Genomic DNA, 19,941 nt, shown 5'->3' on the forward strand with positions numbered 1-19,941 from the left:
AATAACAATGACGGTCAGTTTATCATGAAAATAAAAAAGCCAACCGCTAAATCGGTTGGCTTTTTAGTTTGCTATAAAATGTTAACTCACGCTCACTTTTTTACTTGCAAACGGACGCTTAAATAGCGCACCAATGTCGGTTAAAATAATATACAAACATGGCACTAAAATAAGGGTGATCAGGGTAGCAAACATCACCGCAAAACCCAGTGCTACCGCCATTGGTATTACAAATTTAGCCTGTAAACTGGTTTCAAACATAATCGGTAATACCCCAGCAAAGGTGGTAATTGAGGTAAGTAATATAGGTCTAAAACGAGCACACCCTGCTTCAATAACGGCCTCTTTAATACTGATACCTGCGCGACGCGCCTGATTAATAAAATCAGTCATGACTAATGAGTCATTAATAACCACCCCAGCGGCCGCAATTAAACCAAAGCCCGACATTAAGCTAATATCTAAACCAAACCAAAAGTGACCCCATATTGCACCCGTTAAACTAAATGGAATAACCGACATAACAATTAAAGGCTGTGAGTAACTTTTTAGCGGCACGGCCAGTAATATGTAAACTAAAATCATACCACCTGCAAAAAACAGTAATTGCTCATCGGCCTGAGCTTGCTGCTCTTCAATTGCACCGCCGAGCTCTGACTTAACACTTGGGTATTCGTCTAGCAGCTGTGGCAGTAGATTCTCTTTAACTTGCTTCACCACTTCACCTGGCTCAATAACCTCTTCATCTATGTTGCCATAAACATAAACTGTACGATAACCGCCTTCACGGCGAATGTAACTGATACCGGGGGCTTCGGTTAGCTCAACTACATCCCCTAGCAATACTTCTTTGCCTTGTGGCGTAGTAACAATTGCATGTTTGAGTGACGAAAAAGCTTCACGGGTAAGTTTAGGGTAGCGCACCATTACCCGTACTTCTTCACCGCGACGAATAACGCGTTGTGCCTCGCCACCATAAAAACTCGCCCCGACCTGATTGGCAATCGATGCCAAATCTAATCCCAAGTCAAAAGCAACAGGTTTTAAACTCATTTGCACTTCTTTACTCGCCGGGTCTATGGTCGAGCTTATATCAAATAAACCTTCTTGTTGCTGTAATAATTGAATGAAGCGGCGTCCCGCATCATTTAACGTATCAATATCTGAGCCATACAGTAGATAGCCAAATTCACCATCACCGCCGCCGCCCCCGCTGCCAACATCATCTTGAATAGTCAACGACTTAACACCCGCAATATCAGGCATGGCTTCACGCCAACGACGCGAGAGCTCAAAGGCGTTATAAGGACGTAAGTCTTCATCAACCAGCGGTGCGAGTAATTGCGCCTCAGTACGGCCTTGATTGAATACCAATACATCACGAATCATCTTTTGACCTTCCGCGCTCTCGGTTTGTTTATCGATAGCTAGTACCATAGCTTCTATTTGGCGAATTGCATTAATAGTTTGAATATCTGAAACATTGTCATTCATTTTTACATTAATTTGCGGAAAGTCATGTGGCACCTTAGGTGAGGGAATCATTCTCACTTGCTTTGATGCAATCAGCGAAAAAGTAAAAATTAATAGCGCAATAAAGCTAAATAGCACCGTCCAGCGCCACTTTATGCAATTGGTAATAAACTGTCTATACGGCCCATTTACAAAGCCAAAAAAGCGACTATTAAAGCGTGCTCTCCAACCATCAGGATTAATAGGCGAAAAATGCGTATGCGCTATATGCGCAGGAAGTATTAACTTAGATTCAATTAAGCTAAATATTAAACACAAGATAACAACGACAGATATACCATAAAAGAACGCGCTCTCAGGCCCGCTTGAAAGCGTAAACGGCGCAAATACCGCAATGGTTGTTAGTACACCAAAGGTCGCAGGAGTTGCGACTCGTTTAGCGCCATTAACCACGTTAACAACCCCGCCGCCTTTTTTCTCTATTTCGGTGTAGGCACTTTCACCTATGACTATGGCATCGTCTACCACAATCCCCAACACCATAATAAAGGCAAATAAAGACACGATATTAATAGTGACACCAAATAACGGCATCAGCATCATCGCACCCAAAAAGCACACAGGTAAACCAATCATCACCCACAGTGCAAGCTTAAAACGTAAAAATAACGAGAGCATAATGGCAACTAAAATTGCGCCTTGTAGTAAATTTGCTTTCATCATGTCTAAACGCGCATTTAGGTAGTAGGTAAAGTCCATTAACGGCTCTATTCGCACACCCATTGGCAGTTCTTTATTCTTTTGATCTATATACGCTTTCACCGAGTCGGCCACCGGGATAATATTTTGCTCTTCGGTGGCTTTTACCGACAAATAAACGGCGTTTTCGCCATTAAATTTAAAATAGCGCTCACCTTCAACAAACTGATCTTTAATAGTCGCAATGTCTTGTAGCAACACTTTGGCACCATTAGCGCCAATTTTTACCGGAATTTGCCTAAACTCTTCACCAGAATAAAACTGGTTTTCTACTCGAACCGAAATAACACCCGAGTCGGTTTTTAATTGTCCCGCAGAAAAGTTAGCAGAATAACGACGCACCGCATTTGCTACATCCGATAAGGTTAAATTATATTGGCGTAATGTATCGGGTTCTATTTCTATTGCTATTTCATCCAGTGGCACATCGTTGACCACTAACGATACATTCGATAGCTGTAGCAGTTCATCTTCAATTTTATTCGCTATTGGCTTGAGCTCGGTCAATGGCAAATCAGCCACCAGCGTCATGCCAATCACATCTTGACGGAACTCTACTTGACTTATGGTGACCGGCTCCATACCCGCAGGAAAGGTCGCAATACCATCAACACGCAGCTTTACCTTATCGAGGACGTCGGTAAGCTCTGCATCGGTATTAATTTCAAGGCTGGCAGAGCCGCCGTTACGAAATGCGCGATACACTCCTTTTTTAATTTCGGTAATGTCTTTTAATGATTCCTCAATTTTTATTAAGATGCTTTCTTCAATTTCTTGCGGTGACGCGCCAGGGTAATTAGCTGTTACAGTAATATAGTTAACCTCTATATTAGGGAACATTTGTCGCTGAATGGTAAAGTAACTTATTAGCCCCATTACAATAATAAACAACATCATTAAATTAGCAGCAACAGAGTTATTAGCAAAATAAGCAATTAACCCTTTTTGTTTAGCGGTCTTGGGCTGTTCGGTGTTATTCATAACTCAATCTACCTTAAAGTTTTTCAGTAGATGCACTTTTTGGTGCCTCTATGTCTTTAGCACCTTGAAGGCCTGCAACCTTCACTTCCATGCCCTTTTGTGGATATTCTGGCAAGGTAATAACGAGCTTATCGTCTGCTTGTAAGCCATCACTGATATAGAAATATTCGCCCTCTTCACGAATTACTTTTACTTTTCGCGGCTCTAATTGCTGCTCATCATTTACAATCCATACGGTTTGGTTATTCACAAGCTCTTGCGGTAAACGATAAATATTATTGAGCATAGTGCCCGCAAAATTCACTTGTACATAAGTGCCAAATTTAATTGCAGGCTGCTGGTTAGTAAGTCCGTAGGGATCTTCAATTCTTATCACTAAACTGCTCATACGCGTCGCGTTATCAACAATGCCTAAATCGCGGTCTACCTCGGCTTGGCGAGTAAAACCATTTAGCCCTGTTTTAATAACCGTTGCTGTTATCCCTTTTACGCGTTCAGGTAAAAATACACTGTCAAAGCCAGCAATAGGAATAATCACTTCAGCTGTTTCAATATTATTCAGTTCAGCAACCTGAGCGCCCATACTAACAAACTGGCCAACACCTACGTTGCGACTTATTACCAATGCATCGTAAGGCGCTGTTACCTCACAATTAGCTAAATCACGCTGCGCTCTTTTTAATGCTGCTTGCGCCGACTTTACCGATGCCTGCGCACTCAGCACTTGAGGTTTTCGTAAGAACAAATCAGTACGCGCTTTATTTGGAAAACGTTTTGCTTCGTCTTCTGCAACTTTTGCTTGTGCTTGTTCTTCAATTAAGAGCGCTTGAGCTCGGGCTAACTCAGCTTCGGACTGCAAAACAGCCGCCTCGTAATTATCTTTTTCAATGGTGAATAAAACCTCACCACGACCAACAACACCGCCGGCAACAAAGTTGGGGTGCCAGCTCACCACTTCACCTGAGACTTGCGCGGAGAGCTGAGTATTTTCAAGCGGCTTTACCTCACCATAACTATTAATGATGACTTGGTGATCGTTGGCGGCTGCGGCCTCAACCTGTACCGTTGGGCGAGTGTCTATCACTTCTTTTTTATCTGGCTCTGTTGCTATGGCATTTATTGCAACAAATCCCCCAACACCTAAGGCCAATGCGACGAATGGAAAAGCCCACCTAAGTACATTACTTTGCATTTACTATTACTCCAGAATTTTCTATTAGCACTATACTACCAAAGCCAAATGAAACATTAACGTGACATTTGTAAGCAACTGTTACAAACAAGTATAAAAAACATCTAATTTAGCGAAGTAACAGCCTGCCAAAAGCATCGCTAAGCCCACTATAAATGTATTGTTACAAACTTTTATCATTATAAATCATAAAGCTCATCATTTTAGGTTAGTATTTAGTTACGAGACTGCACGAAATTAAGATTATATTGCGTACAGTAAAATTATTAATAACGACAAAGACTAAGCTATGAAACTAACAACACTTACTTTGGCGCTCAGTATAGCGTTAAGCACCCACCTTGCTGCGGCATCAGACAAAGAAGAAAAAAAGCCACAAACACTCAGTGAAATGATTAAAGGCCAAACCGAGTTTTCGGGTATCTTTAATCTTTATCAAGATAAAAAAACCGGCGATCACCTAATGGTTATTAACGAGTCACAACTCGATACCCCGTTTGTTTACTTTGCACACACCATTGACGGTGTAACTGATGCGGGTCATTTTCGTGGGTCGTATCGTGAAACAAAGCTGATTGAATTTAGAAAATACTTTGATCGTATTGATATTATTAGTAAAACCCCTCGCTACTTATTTAATGAAAATAGCGCGCTAGCCAGAGCCAGCGAAGCAAACATTAGCGAAGCGGTACTTGCAAGTATAAAAATAGAAAAGCAAGAAGAAGGAAAAATAGCTTTTAATGTTAACAAGCTATTTTTAAGTGAAGCACTGCATAAAGTATCCCCTACACCTAACCCAAACGATAAAAATGCTAAAAAACGTTTTAAAGTAGGTAAGTTAGACGATAAAAAGTCACGCATTATCAAACAGCGCCCATACCCTAACAACCTAGATGTGGTTGTTGATTATGTTTTTACCAATAGCAGCCCAACCGTACGAGGTTCAAGTGCCGTAAGCGATCCACGCAGTGTGTCGGTAAAAGTACAACATTCATTTGTTGCTTTACCTGAGAACAATTATCAACCTCGCTTTGATGATGCACGCATTGGTTATTTCACCAATCAGTTTGATAAGATGACATCAACCGACTGGGCGCCATACCAAGATGTTATTAAACGTTGGGATTTACAAAAGAAAGATCCAAACGCGGCGCTTTCGGAGCCAGTAAAGCCGATTACTTGGTGGATAGAAAATACCACACCTGTTGAATGGCGAGACACTGTGCGTGATGCCGTACTAGCTTGGAATACCTCATTTGAAAAAGCAGGCTTTAAAAATGCGATAGAAGTAAAAGTACAACCTGACGATGCCGATTGGGATGCCGGTGATATTAACTACAACGTACTGCGTTGGACTTCATCACCCAAACCACCGTTTGGTGGCTACGGGCCAGCATTAGCAAACCCGTTAACGGGTGAAATTTTAGGCTCAGATATTATGCTTGAGTTTGTATTTATGAAAAACCGCTGGATATACGACACACTATATACCCAAGGCACTATGAGCCATACACAACCAACAAGCAATTCAGAACTTAATTGCTCTTTAGGTCATCAATTACAACAAAACCTAATAATGGCCAAAGGCTTAGCAAATGGCGCTGGTATTGAAGATAAAGAAATGCTACGCCAAGGCCTAACTCAACTAGTGTTACATGAAGTAGGGCATACACTAGGCTTAAACCACAATATGAAATCATCCATTTTGTGGAATGAAAAAGACGTGCACGACAAAAATAAAACACAAGGGATCGTAACAGGTTCAGTGATGGATTATGCCCCTGCTAATATTGCTCCTATTGGTATGGCTCAGGGTGATATTTTCCAAACTAAACCTGGTCCGTACGATGACTGGGCAATTGAGTTTGGTTACAGCCAAGCATTAACAGATGAAGCAGCTGAAAAAACGCGTCTCAAAAAAATACTTGCCCGCTCAAGTGAACATGCACTTGCTTTTGGTAACGATGCTGACGACATGCGAGCACCAGGGCGCCATATAGACCCTCGTGTAATGATTGGTGACTTATCGTCTAATCCCGCAGCCTATGGTGCAGATAGAATGGCACTGATCAATACGCTCTTTTCAGAGCTTAAAGACAAAGCCACAGTAAACGGTGAATCTTATCAACAGCTAGTTACTTCTGCCAACAGCCTATTTGGTCAATACCGAGCACAAGCAGGCGTGGTATCTCGTCAAATCGGTGGGGTATATGTAGAGCGTGCCGTCGTAGGCGATGAAAATGCAGCTCAGCCTTTTACACCAGTACCACTTGAGCGCCAAACCCAAGCAATGGCAATTTTAGCTGAGTATGTGTTTGCTCCCGATGTACTACAAAGCATGCAGCCATTGTATAACTTTATGCAGCAGCAGCGTCGTGGGTTTAATCATTACGGTAAAAACGAAGACCCTAAACCGCATAAAATGATTTTAGGCATGCAAAAGAGTGTACTAGCCCAACTACTACATCCTGCTGTGTTACTGCGTATTTCAGATACCGCTTTATATGGTAATCAATACAGTCTTACGCAATTTATGGAGGATTTAACTGCGAGTATTTTTGTTGATAGTAAAAATGCGAATTCAATCAGTCATAACTTACAGATTGAATACGTAAATCAGCTAATTGCGATTGCAGGCCTAGAAAAAGCAAGTAAATACGATAACTTAGCAAAAGCCGCAGCGCTTTATCAATTAACTCAAATTGCAGACAGCAGCACCCCATGGGGTGCTGATACAGCGACAAAGGCACATAAAAAGTATATCGATCGCCTAATCAATAAAGCGCTCGAAGCGTAGTTTAAGTATTAACCAAACAAGGCCACGGTTCGCGTGGCCTTTTTATTATAAGCAATTACAAATAAATAGTGCCCTGCATATAACGCACAGCATAGCCAGTCACAGTAACTGTGTGCTCAGCGACATCACAATACAGATATCCGCCACGGCTAAAAGCTTGATAAGCACTCAGCGAAGTTTTTCCTAACTCGTGTGCCCAATAAGGCGCAAGACCGGTATGAATTGAGCCGGTAACGTAATCTTCATCACCGCCATTAGCAGGCCAAAAATAACGTGAAATAAAGTCGCATTTTGCGCTTGGTGCGGTTGCCACTACATCTAGCGGGAACAATGTTTTAAGCAATACAGAGTCTGTTTTAAGGTTTAGTACATCTTGCTCATTGTTATAAATAGCAAAGTAAGCTTGGCGATTTTTAAGCACCCGGACGGGTTGTATAGACAAGCCATTGAGAAGTGCTGGCGCAATAGTATGTACCTCTTCTGGCGCTTGCTTTGGAAATGTCATGGCAAAACTGCCATCGTCACTTTTATTTACAATTAACTCGCCCACAGCGGCTGCCTGAAAACGAATCTGTGACACATTATGCTGTTCGCACAACACATATGCAGCGGCAAGTGTTGCATGCCCGCAAAAGTCAATTTCCATTAACGGTGAAAACCAACGAATAGCATAGCTACCATTAGCTTGGCGACAAGTAAACGCGGTTTCGGATACGTTGTTTTCTGCGCCAATTTTTAGCATCAGCTCATTATCAAGCCAAGTGTCTAAATCAATAACGGCCGCATAGTTGCCTTTAAACAGTTCATTAGTAAAGGCATCTATTTGATGAATTTTAAGTTGCATTTTTGCTCAATTTATCAGGTTAAGTTTTTAATAACTTGCCACACATTAAGCGACAACAGGGCGCATTTTATAATATTGAATACTACCTAGCTGTGCAGCATTGGTCAGTAAAATCATCACAAAGGTTAAAACATGCGACGTACTTGGGGTTGTCATCGCTAATTCTGCAAATAAACCACATACACCGGCTATAAACTGTAGGCTAAAATAACGTGCACTTAAATTGCTAATATCACCGCTACGTAAAGTTTTATACGTTTGTGGCATGACTCTCACAGAACTCATAACCAAACCCACAAAGGTTAACCATGTGAGTATTGTTGCAGTATCTAGCTGTGGATTGAATAATAATAAAAATGGCAATAAAGAAAACCCCAGCATAGCCACTAACTGCAGGCGCTGTGAACGTTGAGCATTATAACGTGCAAAATAATATAAAATTAAACCACTTAAACATCCCGTTACTATAAAAGGAAGTGCCATATAATAGCGCTCAAAAAATACGTTATAAATAATAAAGTAGATGCTTTGCGCAACACCAAACGTCATCATCAACAAGGATACACCCGATACACTGCGATTTTTTTTAATTTTTTTCAGTAAAGGCAAAAAACTAAAAGTAAGAATAAATACAGATAAAACAGGCAAGTAATGCGCCACAACAACCTCGTTAGTTACATAAGTGTTAATGAAAAAAACAAATAAAAACATTTTTTAAACAATTGTTTTTAAAGGTTTTATTTTAAGCGCGCATTGTAGGGTTGACTAGGTTTTATACAAGCTTTAGGCACACTTTCGTTTTTTTAAATGGCAACTTGAGTATACAAAAATCGTTGCTAAAACTTCACAGCGCACCAAACATAAATTGTAATCTAAATAACAACTGTTATCATGCGCATATAATTAAATTAATATACAAGCCTAAAAAAATGAGGAAAACACTATTTAAAGTTCATAGTTGGTTAGCATTAATAGCTATTATTCCGTTAATTGTAATCAGCATTACCGGCAGTGTTTTAGTGTTTAAAAGCGAAATAGACGGCTTACTGATGCCTGACAAACACTTTGTGGTACAGCAGCAAGCTGCTCGCTTACCTATGGACTCATTAATAGATAAAGCCGAAGCAGCCTTTCCTGAGTATGTAGTAGGAAGCTGGGAGCTTTTTAATAACACCACAGCTGATAGACTTTATTTAGTAAAACGTGGCACTGACGATTGGTATAAGTTGCATTTAAACCAATACACGGGAGAGATTTTATCAGCACCCGTAAGCACAACCCATTATTTTACCGACTGGTTTTTAGAGCTCCATTACACTTTTTTACTTAACGACTTAAAAAGCTTACCTGGGCAAACTGGCACAGTATTGGGGTTCTTTTTTGCTCTATTTTTATTAGTTTTAGGTATTACCGGCTTAATTATTTACCGCAAATTTTGGCAGCGATTATTTAGTGTACGCTGGCGTGCAACTTTACAAATAGTGCTTAGTGACATCCATAAAATGACTGGCGTGTTAGGCTCGCCTATTCTTATTATTTTAGCTGTTACAGGTGGCTATTTTAATGGCGCTGTGTGGTATCACGAAGTAATAGAACACGCAGAAGAAGAGCACCACACTATTACAAATAAATTATATAGTGACGACATCTCTTTTGAGCGCATTCTTAATGATAGCAAGCTGCAAATACCGACATTTAACACTACTTTTTTAGTTTTCCCACGAGAGCCTGATGAAAATATCACTCTCTTTGGCGAAGTAAATACCAGTAATCCACTTACCAGTGAATACGCCAATACCATAACCTACAATAAGCAAACAGGTGAACACATGGCTAATTGGGATATTCGTGAAGTCGGTGTTGGTTGGCAAGTAATAGACAGCTTTAGAAAACTACACTTTGGTTATTTTGCAGGGCTTGCCAGTAAAATACTGTGGTGTATTGTTGGCCTAAGCCCCGTATGGCTTGCAGGCACTGGATTTTATTTATGGGTTACCCGCCGCAAACGTAAAAAGCATTCACAAAAAAATCGTGTCATGCAACGTAGAAATATTAACGCTTGATAAAACACTGACTCCATTGTAGGGTTACATCAACAAAGGAGTGTATTCATGAATACTGCCAAGTTATTAACAATTGTTATTTTTTTATTTATTACGGGTTGTGCCAACACTACCCACCAGGAGGCTGAGCGCCCTCAGTTAACAAACTTAATCAATAATGAGTTATTTTCAAAGCAAACAACACCCTCCGAGGAGGCGATATTTTCTCTGCCAGAAGCTGAAAAAAAGCACTTCTTAGCTTTTTTTGTAAAACAGCAAACAAACAATATTAGAACAGATCGTATCGTATATAACTACTTAGAAAGGCACTTCTCAAATTTCACATACGATGAAGACACGCACTCAGCATCTCAAGCAGTAGCCCTTGGGCAAGGTAATTGCATTAGTCTTGCTGTTCTTACGCAAAGCTATGCACAAATACTAGGCCTTGAAACCAGCTTTCAAGAAATGACTAGTGAGCCAGTATATTCTAAAGCTGACAATATAGTCTATGTTGCAAATCATTTTAGAACGATGATTTATACTCCGAAAGACGAACTCCCTGAGAAAGATCTGAATATTATTAGTTTTTCACGCCCAGGAACATTAATAGATTACTTTCCTACTAGAGGTAGTGTGTACTCTGATAACGCTGATTATAATGATCTCCTCTCTAAGTTTTATAGTAATTTAGCTGCTGATGCGCTGGAAAATAACCAGCTTGATCTTGCATATTCACTTATTATACAAGCAAATAAATATACGCCTTATGACTCTGAGCTATTTAATATGGCTGGCGTTTTACACCGTCGAGCAGGTGACTTAAAAAGTGCACAACTTATTTATCAAACAGCTTTAGATAACAAGTTTGTTAGTATAAATTTACTCAGTAACTATCTTGTTTTAGCTAAACAACTTGGTAATACACAGCTTACTGAACAGTTAACAAGTGAACTCGCGCATGTAGAAAAGAATCCCTTTGAGCTTTTAGTTATTGCAAAGAATGACCTAGAAATAGGACAAATCAATACCGCTACAAAGCACATTGAACAAGCCATAACAAAAGCCCCCTATATTGCAGAGCTTTACTTAGAGCTAGCAAAGATAAACCATCAAAAAGGAAATACCCAGAAAACACAAGTGTTACTTGAAAAAGCAATTAAGCTTGAACGAAATAAACAAAGGCTTAACCTTTATCAAGCTAAGTTACTATCCTTAAGAGGTAATGAGTGATCTAGCTAAATAACCTGAGTTATGAGTATTACCCCTTATAATCATAACTCAGACTAAATAAACTTTTATAGTGAATAGTAAAAGCTTAACCACGCGTGCATTTCATCTTCAAAACTGTCGCCTTCAACACGCGACAGTCCTAGGTCAATATTAAGGTCGTTAACGCCCGCAGGCCCCATATCAAAGCTAAAGTTACCTTGGTACTTTAAACCATAACTTTGCGCGTATACGCGACTATCTAATTGATGTTGCTTGTAATAAAGCCATGGCATGCCTTGTGCCCAACTAATACCGCCACCATAACCTTTATAGCGTTCCGCCGTTGCACTATAAAAAGGCAGTTCAGCAGCAAAAACAAATTCACTGCTTTGTTGCTGATTAATCAAGTTTGAACTAAATCCACCTAAGGCTAAGCTATTGTCGTCTCTTTGCTTTTGTTCAAAATTAACAAAGACGGGTATATTAAACGCTTTACCCAATAGTTTTGTTTCAAGATCATAGCCTTGCCAATGGCTATTTTTATTACTTCCATCGTAAACACTGGCATAAATACGCTGCCCTATCGCAAATGCTTGGCGGTCATGTTGCCAGCTTTGAGCGATACTTAATCGCGTCCATTTTTTATGGCTGTGTGTAAAGTCTGTATAGTTATAGGCAAGCTCTGGGGTTAACTTTAATTGGCCAAATTTAAGCGGATAACTCATTGCAGCAAACCCACCACGCGCATCAATATCGGCATTTAAGCTAGACTGATATTGTTTTGAGGCATCTAAGCTATAATCAAATAACACAAACTTAAATTTTGTATTTAGCGCATTGTATTTTGCTTGTGCAAACCCTCCATGTAAGGCGTCTTCATGCAAATCAATATTATAACCCGCTTGTAAATCTAACTGCTTTAATAGGTCGCTACTTTTTATACCTACACTTAACAAACTGGTTGACGCTGAAGAATATTGAGCCCCTAGTGCAAATGTTGCTTGCTGATCAAGTATCGCGTAATCGCTTTGCTCTACTACCTCATCGGTATATATTTGCGCCGGTGGCAGGGTATGCTTATTTACCATTAACAGTGGTGCTTTACTCGTTTTGGCAAGTTCAGTCACAACTGTCTTATTTATCGCTTTTGGCAATACCTTTACATCTGGGCCCTCGGCACTAATGCTGAAGTAAAGCAATGTGCCCTCTTTTGTTTCAAGTGGGTGGGCAACCGCTTCTTGCCCATCAGTTAAGCGTGTGAGGGTGTTATTTTTTATATGGTAGTTATAAATATCAGTCTTATTATTTAAACCAGCGACAAAATAAATTGACTCCCCGTTTTGACTAAAACTCGGCTGACTTAAATACTGATACCCGTTAGGCATAGGGATTGACTGCCTAACATCACCATCTAAATCTTGTATATACAATTGCCAGTTTTCGTTTAACGACGTTGATAAATAAGCTAATGTTGTTTCATCGGGGCTAAGCACTGGGTAGTCATAAGTGGTTTTTAAACTTTTGGAGAATAATGGCGTTATACTTTGCGTATTAAGGTTAACTTTAACCAATTCAGAGTAGCCATTTCTTATTTGCTCCCCATAAAGCGTTTCACCGTCACGGGTAACACTAAAACGACGAATCCCCGCAAGTTTAGTCATTTGCTCAACGCTGCCGGTATCGGTGTTGTAGCTAAAAATGTCAGATACCTTGTTATACATGCCCGACTCTTCACTGCTATAGGCATTAAAGAAAAGCGTGTGGTTGTTTACCCACTGCGGATTGGCAATACCAGCGCGGTTTATTTGGTTTAATACTTGTTTTTGCTCGCGTTTAAACACACTAGGCGCGGTATCAGGAATATCTTCAGCGTCATCTTCAAGTAGTTGCTTTTGCGCCTTGGTAAATTGCGCTTGTGCTTTAGTGTTCTGCTCGGTGCTATAAATTATGAGCTTAGTATTACTCTTTTTATCTCGCTCAACTATCGCAATTTTGCTGCCGTCGATTGAAAGTGCAGGGTTGCTGGCATATAAATCAAGTTTAAGCCACAGCTTACTATTAAGTGGTGATTCGGTTTGCTCTTGCTGCATGGCTTTATAGGTATATTCTGCAATAAAGCGACGATACAATTTGGCAGCACTTTGCCCAAATACACCAGAAAATGCCTCGTCAAAATCTCGAGACTTAACTGCTCGCATACGAACCCATACATTATCAACTAGCTGCTCTGAGTAATTTTGCTCTAGCCAATGTAAAAAGCGGCTCCCCATTAAATACGCCATGGAGCCTGCCATAAAGCCCTCTCCACTATTTAGTTGTGCATAGGTAGGCAACGCACCTTGCTGAGCAAACTCCCTGAGTATTGACTCAGAATAGTTATCAAATAAGCGTCCACGCCCTGTCATTTTAGATTCGATTAAAGTGGCATAGCCTTCAGCAACCCAGCGCGGTGTATCACTATAGGTTAAATCGTAAAGATCCCATACCCCGCGAATCTTTTGCTGCCACTCGCTGCGGGTAGGTTGCGCTAAATGAACTAAATGAATGTATTCGTGTAGCACCAATAATTGCTGCCAGCCTGGTGAATTTGAAATTACGGTATCCGATTGCGGCGGCGTGGTAAAAAGCGCCATAACAGGGTTATTAGAGGTCGGTAAGGCAAAACCATTGGCTGCATTTAGTGGATCAAACACCACCACATCAACGATTTTATCAAGCGCACGATTTTGCTGCTCCAACACCTTAGTGCGAACTATCTCCAGCTCTAGCGCCGTCGATTTGGCAAAATCAGTATGCTCAGCACTAAAGTGCACATTAAAATGCGCAGTATGAATGGTTTGCCAATTAGCAGCAAAGCTAGGTGCAGCCAGTAACAAGGCTGATGCAATGAGTGACTTTTTCACAATAATCCTTTAGATAGCGTCTTTAATAATGCTCAGAGTATTATTAAACTAACTGATTTTATAGTAAAAAAGTGTAATAAAGCATGTGCAAATGTGTATTTACACCTACTTTATTATTTAACCTGAGCCATGGTTATTTACAACAGGGGAAGTTACATCCAACTACGGGGGTCTGACTCGGCCTGCATAAGAGTAAAATCGATTATAAAGTCAGCATCGTGCTGTTTTAAATAAGGAACAAACGCACCGCCCGCCGCAAGCTGTATATATACACTCTTTAAACCAGAACGACGCATAAAGTAAGTGCTCACCCCACGGGCGCTTTGTGCTTTATAAAGCTCAAATACCCGGTAATGCACGCCTATCATACCTTTGCGAACCACCATATAAAAACGCCCATCTTGCTGATGAAGGTAGTAGCCATAACGTATATAAGATAAAAACACTAACGTGGCTAACAGTAAAAATAACGCTAATGAAATTAATACATTAAGCTGCATAAAGTGCATTAAAAATCCTGAAGCAACACTTGGTAGCAAAGCATAAAACACCATATTTTTATATAGTAGTGCCCACTCTACCTTTTTAAATGCCAGCTTTTTACTATTAAACCACGGATATATCCACTGACATACGCCATCTACCTGTTCCTGCGTGAGCACAGGTAGCACTAAGGTTTGTTTATTCTTTTTCGCCATGCTTGCAGTACCGCCGCTGCTGGCTTGCAAACATTCAACAGTAAAGCGTTGTAACAGCCTTGCAACGAGGTTTTGCTTAATAACAATTGACTGCACTTTGTCCAAGCTCATTGATAATTGATGGCGTTCTAACAACCCTGCAATGCGCTTAAATTTTTTATTTTTAAAATAAAGCTGATAATTATAAAAGCGAATGAGCGACATAGTGACCGATAAAAACACCGCAATAAAAACTAAAGCAATGATGAGAGTAATCACCGCAAATACTGCCGCATTGGCAACCATACCTAGCTCTTGCTGATAAAAACCTTCTATTTTTGTTATAAATTGCTGCTCTAAAAAGTCGATAGCCACATTCATAAAAGGAGCGATAGCCGCAAGCGCCAAAATGGCCATGTTCGACATTAAACCAAACTTAGCTATTTCTTTATTTGGAATGAATAAACTATTTTCACTCTGCTCTTCAATGTGAGATTGCGCTGTATCAGCCACCTCAGCTGATGGTTGTTGCTGCGCTTTATAAGCAAAAACGTGTTTACGCATCTGCTGCGCATAATCTTTGGTTACCCCTGGCAATACAGCCTCTTGCGCAACGCTGCCTGCAGCATCAAAAATACAATTTACCAACCCCATGGGAGTAAAGTAAAAGGGTTCTGCTATGTTTACATTTTGCACCCGAGAAAACTTTAAAGTGAGCCGCTCTTTTTTAAACACGCCTTTATTTAATAAAATTTCATGCTCGTCAGTAATACAAAAACGAAAGCTGCGATAATACAAAAAACAATAAATAAACAGCGAAACCAAGGCAACCACAAGCGCAACTTGCCCCCAAAATAGTTTGTTTTCGACTTGAGTAACAAACACCACCAACACAGGCAATAAGTTAAATAAGCCATCTTTTATAAAGCGCACACTAAAATACATTACAAAATAAACCAGCGCCCAGGGTGATACTTTTTGCCAATTAAGTGATGGAGAAGTTATTTGCTCGGCATCAAGATTCACTCGCTAATACCTCACTGCTTGTTTCATCATGACGATAGCTTTGCACAAACTGGCGAATATTTTTGCATTTTTCGTGGGTCAGGCCACTCATCTGCAGATCGGCACTCATGCCACCCGCACTATAAAGCCTTAAGCTGGCTAGCCCCAGCTTGCGCTCTATTGGTCCTCGATGTATTTCAATATGCTGCACGCGCGCCAGCGGCAAAATAGTCACCTGCTGCCAAATAATGCCTTTTTTAAACGCGATATCGTGGGTACGCAGTGCGCTACCTTGTAATTTTATGCTGAACACGCTGTAAAGCATACAAAGTAAAATTAATAGCGGAACAGCAACCAATAAGTAACCTTGCGCCATAGCAGCAAAGTCGGGGTTAAAATAACAAACAGCGGTTAAAACTAAGCTAAAAGGAATGAAAAATAACAACCAATTTAATTGTGCATGCAATAACGCTTTATCGGCAAGCGGTTCAAACACAATACTTTTGTGTTGAGGTAGGTCGGTTATTTGTTGATTAGTAAACACACTTTACTCCATTACGCATATTTTTAGCTGGCTTAACCAAGCCACTTTATTGTTGTAACCAGCGTATGGCTTTGCTTTGGCTCAAGCGTAACCGCATCTTCAAGTACATTGGCAGCCTCTAGGCATAACATGGTTTGATAGTCATCATCGGCAAAATTTGACAGCCGTTTTGACTTTTCAATCCAAGGGTTCCATAGCACACACGAACGTGAGTTTTCTCTGCTGACGCTAATTATCCCTTGGGGTGTTTCAATGGTTTGTACCGCAGCAGCTTGGGTATAAACCATATCTGTTTCACGGGTAAACTCGACTACGCCATCTTGCTTAAAAGGCCCTTGATCAAACTCAATATATTGCGCACCTTGTAGCCCTGCCACTCGCGTATTATGTATATCTGCTATTGGCAGGTAAGTATGTAACGCCTGTGTATAGCTAAATGGCGTATTACCTAAATTACAAGTAGTTAAGCGCACCTCTAACTGCTCAGATAAAATAAATTCAACCCGTAAAGAGGATTGATATGGCCAAAAAGTAGGGTTTACTTGTCTCATTGGTAACTTAAGACTCACCGTTACATTGCTGTCGCTCTCGTTAACTTCATCTGCTTGCCATACCAGCGTGCGTGCAAAGCCATGCGCCGGAAATTCATTATTATCGTGTTGCCCAAACCACGGCCAGCAAATAGGAATCCCGCCGCGAATACTTTTTCCCTCAGTAAACGTCTCATCCCCAGATACCCACAATAATGGTAATTTATCTTTGGGTGTAAACTCAGTTATTTGTCCACCTTGTAAGAATATTTTCGCCTTACATTGGTGACTATTAATACTCATAAATTCTAAACCGCTATCTGTACGCTCAATACATACTGAGGGTGATAATTGCATTTTATTTCCTTTCACACTAAGACTAATTTTTAGTACTTAACCTAAACTCGGATTAAGATATTTACTATTGCACTATATTGATATTTATGATTTTTCTCTAACCAGATACTTTTAGCTTATGCAACGCAGTTAACGCTGATAATAACGGCTTGAAATAGATTTATTATCAATAGTTCAGGTAACTTACTATACAAACAATAAAGCATGCTTAAAACATAAGCTACATACAATAGTTATTTAGTTACTCTATTTTTTATTAACTCAAGTCAAAAACTAGGCGCTCTTTTAAGGCTGTGTATTGCGTATTGCTTTGGCACTATTCAAAGTGCGTAATCTTAGCAAATAGTATTTAAATTACCGCTAAAACCAATAACAACATGGTTAAATACTACATATAATTTGAATTCAATTTATTTGATGTGTAACATTTCATGAATACGGCAAATCATTCGCCCTCCATGAGATAATCAAATGCAAAAATATGACGAATTACTAGTTTCTTTACGTAAGGTTATCCGCGCGATTGACTTACATTCAAAGCAACTGAATAAAACAGCGGGTTTAACAGGACCACAACTGCTTATAATGCACGAAGTCTCTCAAACAGATGGCATTACCGCGAGTCGTATTGCGCAAAATGTTAACTTAAGCCCTGCCACGGTCACCAATATTCTTGACCGAATCGAAAGTAAAAACTTAGTAACACGTGTTCGTAGCCAAATGGACAAACGTCGAGTCAGCTTATACCTTACCGAGCAAGGCAAAATACTCCTTGAAAAGGCACCACAGCCACTGCAAGAACACTTTATTGAAAAGTTTTCTGCCCTTGCTGAATGGGAACAAAGTTTACTTCTTTCATCAATGCAACGTATTGCCGCAATGATGGATGCCGACAAACTAGACGCTTCCCCTCTTTTAGAAGTAGGCGCATTATTTCAAACGTCTAAAGAATAAAATATGTATCCACACGCCGATCTTTTGTGAAAATAAAAAACGCTTTTAATTATTATAAAAGTCTCTGGTTTAAGTTACTTGGACTATTGTGTGTGTTGCTAGGCATTATTGGAGTTGTGCTACCTGTTATGCCAACTACACCATTTTTAATTTTAGCATTAGCATGTTTTGCTCGCTCATCTGCTGCACTTGAATCTTGGTTATTAAACCATCCTCGTTTTGGTACAACACTACAGCACTGGCGCACCCATCAAGTAGTTCCTGTAAAGGCAAAATATGCTGCAGCTATAGGTATGCTGGTAGGGATTATTTTTTTAGTGTGTAACAGCTCCCCTGCCTGGCTTATTAGCCTAGTTGCAGTCATTGAAGTGTTTGTAATTACTTATTTAATCTCAAAACCCTCAACACCACCTAAAACCTAATATATTCAATTTAAGTTCAAAAAATGTAAAGTTGCGTAAATAAGTTTGTAATAACTAATGCAAATCATTATCATCCGTATAATTTAAATAAACCTGCATCTTTTATGTCCTTTATTAATAAACGCGCTATATACAGTATGAGCCGCGCTTTACATATTTATATCTCTACCGCTTTGTTTTTTTTGCTTATTCTATTTTGCGTAAGCGGTATCGTATTAAATCACGTTGATTGGCTAAAGAATGATAAAAGCAATGGGCAAATTAGCGTCGCAATTGCTGATGAACTGCTGGCTCAAGCAAATACACAATTAAACAATCTACCGGCTATTTACCCAGAAATAGAAACTTACTTAGCCAGCCATTATGGGCTGAGTAAAGTTAAAAGCATTGAATGGGACAAGCATGATTCATTAGTCATGCTCGATTACCCATTACCCGCAGGCTATGCCTATGCAGAATTTGATTTTATCAGTGGCGAATTATTACTAGATTATCAAACCGGTGGGATTCTAAGTGTTATTGGCGATTTACACAAAGGCCGTTACACCGGCGAAGTATGGAGCTGGGTTATTGATATATCAGCAGGGCTGATGATCCTATTTGCTCTGACCGGCATGATTATTTTATTTCAAAACAGAAAAAAACGCTTAGTAGGAATATGGCTAACTGTGCTGGGGATCGCAACACCGATAGTTATTTATTTATGCTGGGTACCGCAACTAAAAGGAGTGTCTTAATGCTAAAACCTAACATCTTCATTGCCGCTATTGTTTTATTAACAGCGACTTTGTTTCAATCTTATGGCAATGCTGCAGAGCTTGAAATAGAACTAACTCTGCCTGATTTAAACGTACAACCTTATCACCGTCCTTACGTCGCCGTTTGGCTCGAAACCCCACAACGTAAACACGTAACGACAATTGCGTTGTGGGTGGAAAAAGCAGAATGGTTTAAAGACTTACGCCAGTGGTGGCGTAAAGCTGGAAAAAGTGCCGCAAACTTTGACGGTGCAACCGGTGCAACAAAACGCCCTGGCACTTACACCATAAACTGGAATGGTGCAGATTTAGATGGCAAAACCGTCGTTGCAGGCAAATATTTACTTAACTTAGAAGTTGTCCGCGAAGAAGGTGGCCGCGATTACACCCGTGTAGAACTTGATCTGAATAAAGATGGCAAAATTACTATTGATGGCACGAATGAATTTTCACAAAGCTTTGTCACCATAAAAAGCCAGTAAATACGGCTG

The 19,941-nt window shown here is 40.0% G+C and carries 15 protein-coding genes; 7 read left to right on the plus strand and 8 right to left on the minus strand.

What is annotated here, in order from left to right:
- Window positions 1-81 precede the first annotated feature (81 nt).
- Both KG708_RS16210 and KG708_RS16215 read right to left on the minus strand, forming a co-directional pair.
- Entirely contained in the window at window positions 82-3,213 is a 3,132-nt protein-coding gene (locus tag KG708_RS16210) for an efflux RND transporter permease subunit (protein WP_213611498.1), read from the minus strand.
- A 13-nt stretch (window positions 3,214-3,226) separates the two neighbouring features.
- Complete coding sequence (locus KG708_RS16215; protein WP_213611499.1) at window positions 3,227-4,405, minus strand: efflux RND transporter periplasmic adaptor subunit; 1,179 nt, start codon at window positions 4,403-4,405, stop codon at window positions 3,227-3,229.
- 289 nt (window positions 4,406-4,694) lie between these two features.
- Between KG708_RS16215 and KG708_RS16220 the strand changes: the two genes are divergently transcribed.
- Window positions 4,695-7,202, plus strand: a complete 2,508-nt coding sequence (locus KG708_RS16220; protein ID WP_213611500.1) for a zinc-dependent metalloprotease — start codon at window positions 4,695-4,697, stop codon at window positions 7,200-7,202.
- Window positions 7,203-7,257: 55 nt separating this feature from the next.
- Here KG708_RS16220 and KG708_RS16225 read toward each other — a convergent pair whose 3' ends face one another.
- Together KG708_RS16225 and KG708_RS16230 are read right to left on the minus strand one after the other, a co-directional pair.
- Window positions 7,258-8,046 (minus strand): PhzF family phenazine biosynthesis protein, encoded by a 789-nt coding sequence (locus KG708_RS16225; RefSeq protein WP_213611501.1) that lies wholly within the window; start codon window positions 8,044-8,046, stop codon window positions 7,258-7,260.
- A gap of 45 nt (window positions 8,047-8,091) precedes the next feature.
- Complete coding sequence (locus KG708_RS16230) at window positions 8,092-8,706, minus strand: PQ-loop domain-containing transporter (RefSeq protein WP_213611502.1); 615 nt, start codon at window positions 8,704-8,706, stop codon at window positions 8,092-8,094.
- A 269-nt stretch (window positions 8,707-8,975) separates the two neighbouring features.
- On the opposite strand from KG708_RS16230, the gene KG708_RS16235 reads away from it, so the two are divergent.
- Both KG708_RS16235 and KG708_RS16240 read left to right on the plus strand, forming a co-directional pair.
- Complete coding sequence (locus KG708_RS16235; RefSeq protein WP_213611504.1) at window positions 8,976-10,109, plus strand: PepSY-associated TM helix domain-containing protein; 1,134 nt, start codon at window positions 8,976-8,978, stop codon at window positions 10,107-10,109.
- A gap of 48 nt (window positions 10,110-10,157) precedes the next feature.
- Window positions 10,158-11,321 carry a hypothetical protein gene (locus tag KG708_RS16240; protein WP_213611506.1) on the plus strand — a complete coding sequence of 388 codons (1,164 nt, stop codon included), beginning with the start codon at window positions 10,158-10,160 and terminating at the stop codon, window positions 11,319-11,321.
- Window positions 11,322-11,386: 65 nt separating this feature from the next.
- Here KG708_RS16240 and KG708_RS16245 read toward each other — a convergent pair whose 3' ends face one another.
- From KG708_RS16245 to KG708_RS16260, 4 genes are all read right to left on the minus strand, one after another.
- Window positions 11,387-14,203: a PD40 domain-containing protein gene (locus KG708_RS16245; RefSeq protein WP_213611508.1), complete on the minus strand. Its 2,817-nt coding sequence runs from the start codon at window positions 14,201-14,203 to the stop codon at window positions 11,387-11,389.
- Between the two features lie 152 nt (window positions 14,204-14,355).
- Entirely contained in the window at window positions 14,356-15,906 is a 1,551-nt protein-coding gene (locus KG708_RS16250) for a PH domain-containing protein (protein WP_213611510.1), read from the minus strand.
- Entirely contained in the window at window positions 15,896-16,429 is a 534-nt protein-coding gene (locus KG708_RS16255; RefSeq protein ID WP_213611512.1) for a PH domain-containing protein, read from the minus strand. Before KG708_RS16255 ends, KG708_RS16250 begins: the two co-directional genes overlap by 11 nt.
- 32 nt (window positions 16,430-16,461) lie before the next feature.
- Entirely contained in the window at window positions 16,462-17,316 is an 855-nt protein-coding gene (locus KG708_RS16260; protein WP_213611514.1) for a D-hexose-6-phosphate mutarotase, read from the minus strand.
- 471 nt (window positions 17,317-17,787) lie between these two features.
- Between KG708_RS16260 and KG708_RS16265 the strand changes: the two genes are divergently transcribed.
- The 4 genes from KG708_RS16265 (at window position 17,788) to KG708_RS16280 (ending at window position 19,932) form a co-directional block, all read left to right on the plus strand.
- Entirely contained in the window at window positions 17,788-18,270 is a 483-nt protein-coding gene (locus KG708_RS16265; RefSeq protein WP_213611516.1) for a MarR family transcriptional regulator, read from the plus strand.
- A 26-nt stretch (window positions 18,271-18,296) separates the two neighbouring features.
- Window positions 18,297-18,692: a DUF454 family protein gene (locus KG708_RS16270; protein WP_213611517.1), complete on the plus strand. Its 396-nt coding sequence runs from the start codon at window positions 18,297-18,299 to the stop codon at window positions 18,690-18,692.
- A gap of 104 nt (window positions 18,693-18,796) precedes the next feature.
- The gene (locus KG708_RS16275; protein ID WP_213611519.1) at window positions 18,797-19,429 is read left to right on the plus strand and encodes a PepSY-associated TM helix domain-containing protein; all 633 of its coding nucleotides are present in this window, start codon (window positions 18,797-18,799) and stop codon (window positions 19,427-19,429) included.
- Window positions 19,429-19,932 carry a DUF2271 domain-containing protein gene (locus tag KG708_RS16280; protein WP_213611521.1) on the plus strand — a complete coding sequence of 168 codons (504 nt, stop codon included), beginning with the start codon at window positions 19,429-19,431 and terminating at the stop codon, window positions 19,930-19,932. The genes KG708_RS16275 and KG708_RS16280 overlap by 1 nt, the downstream gene beginning before the upstream one ends.
- Window positions 19,933-19,941: the final 9 nt, after the last annotated feature.

This window comes from Pseudoalteromonas sp., from assembly GCF_018402495.1.
Taxonomy (GTDB): Bacteria; Pseudomonadota; Gammaproteobacteria; order Enterobacterales; family Alteromonadaceae; genus Pseudoalteromonas.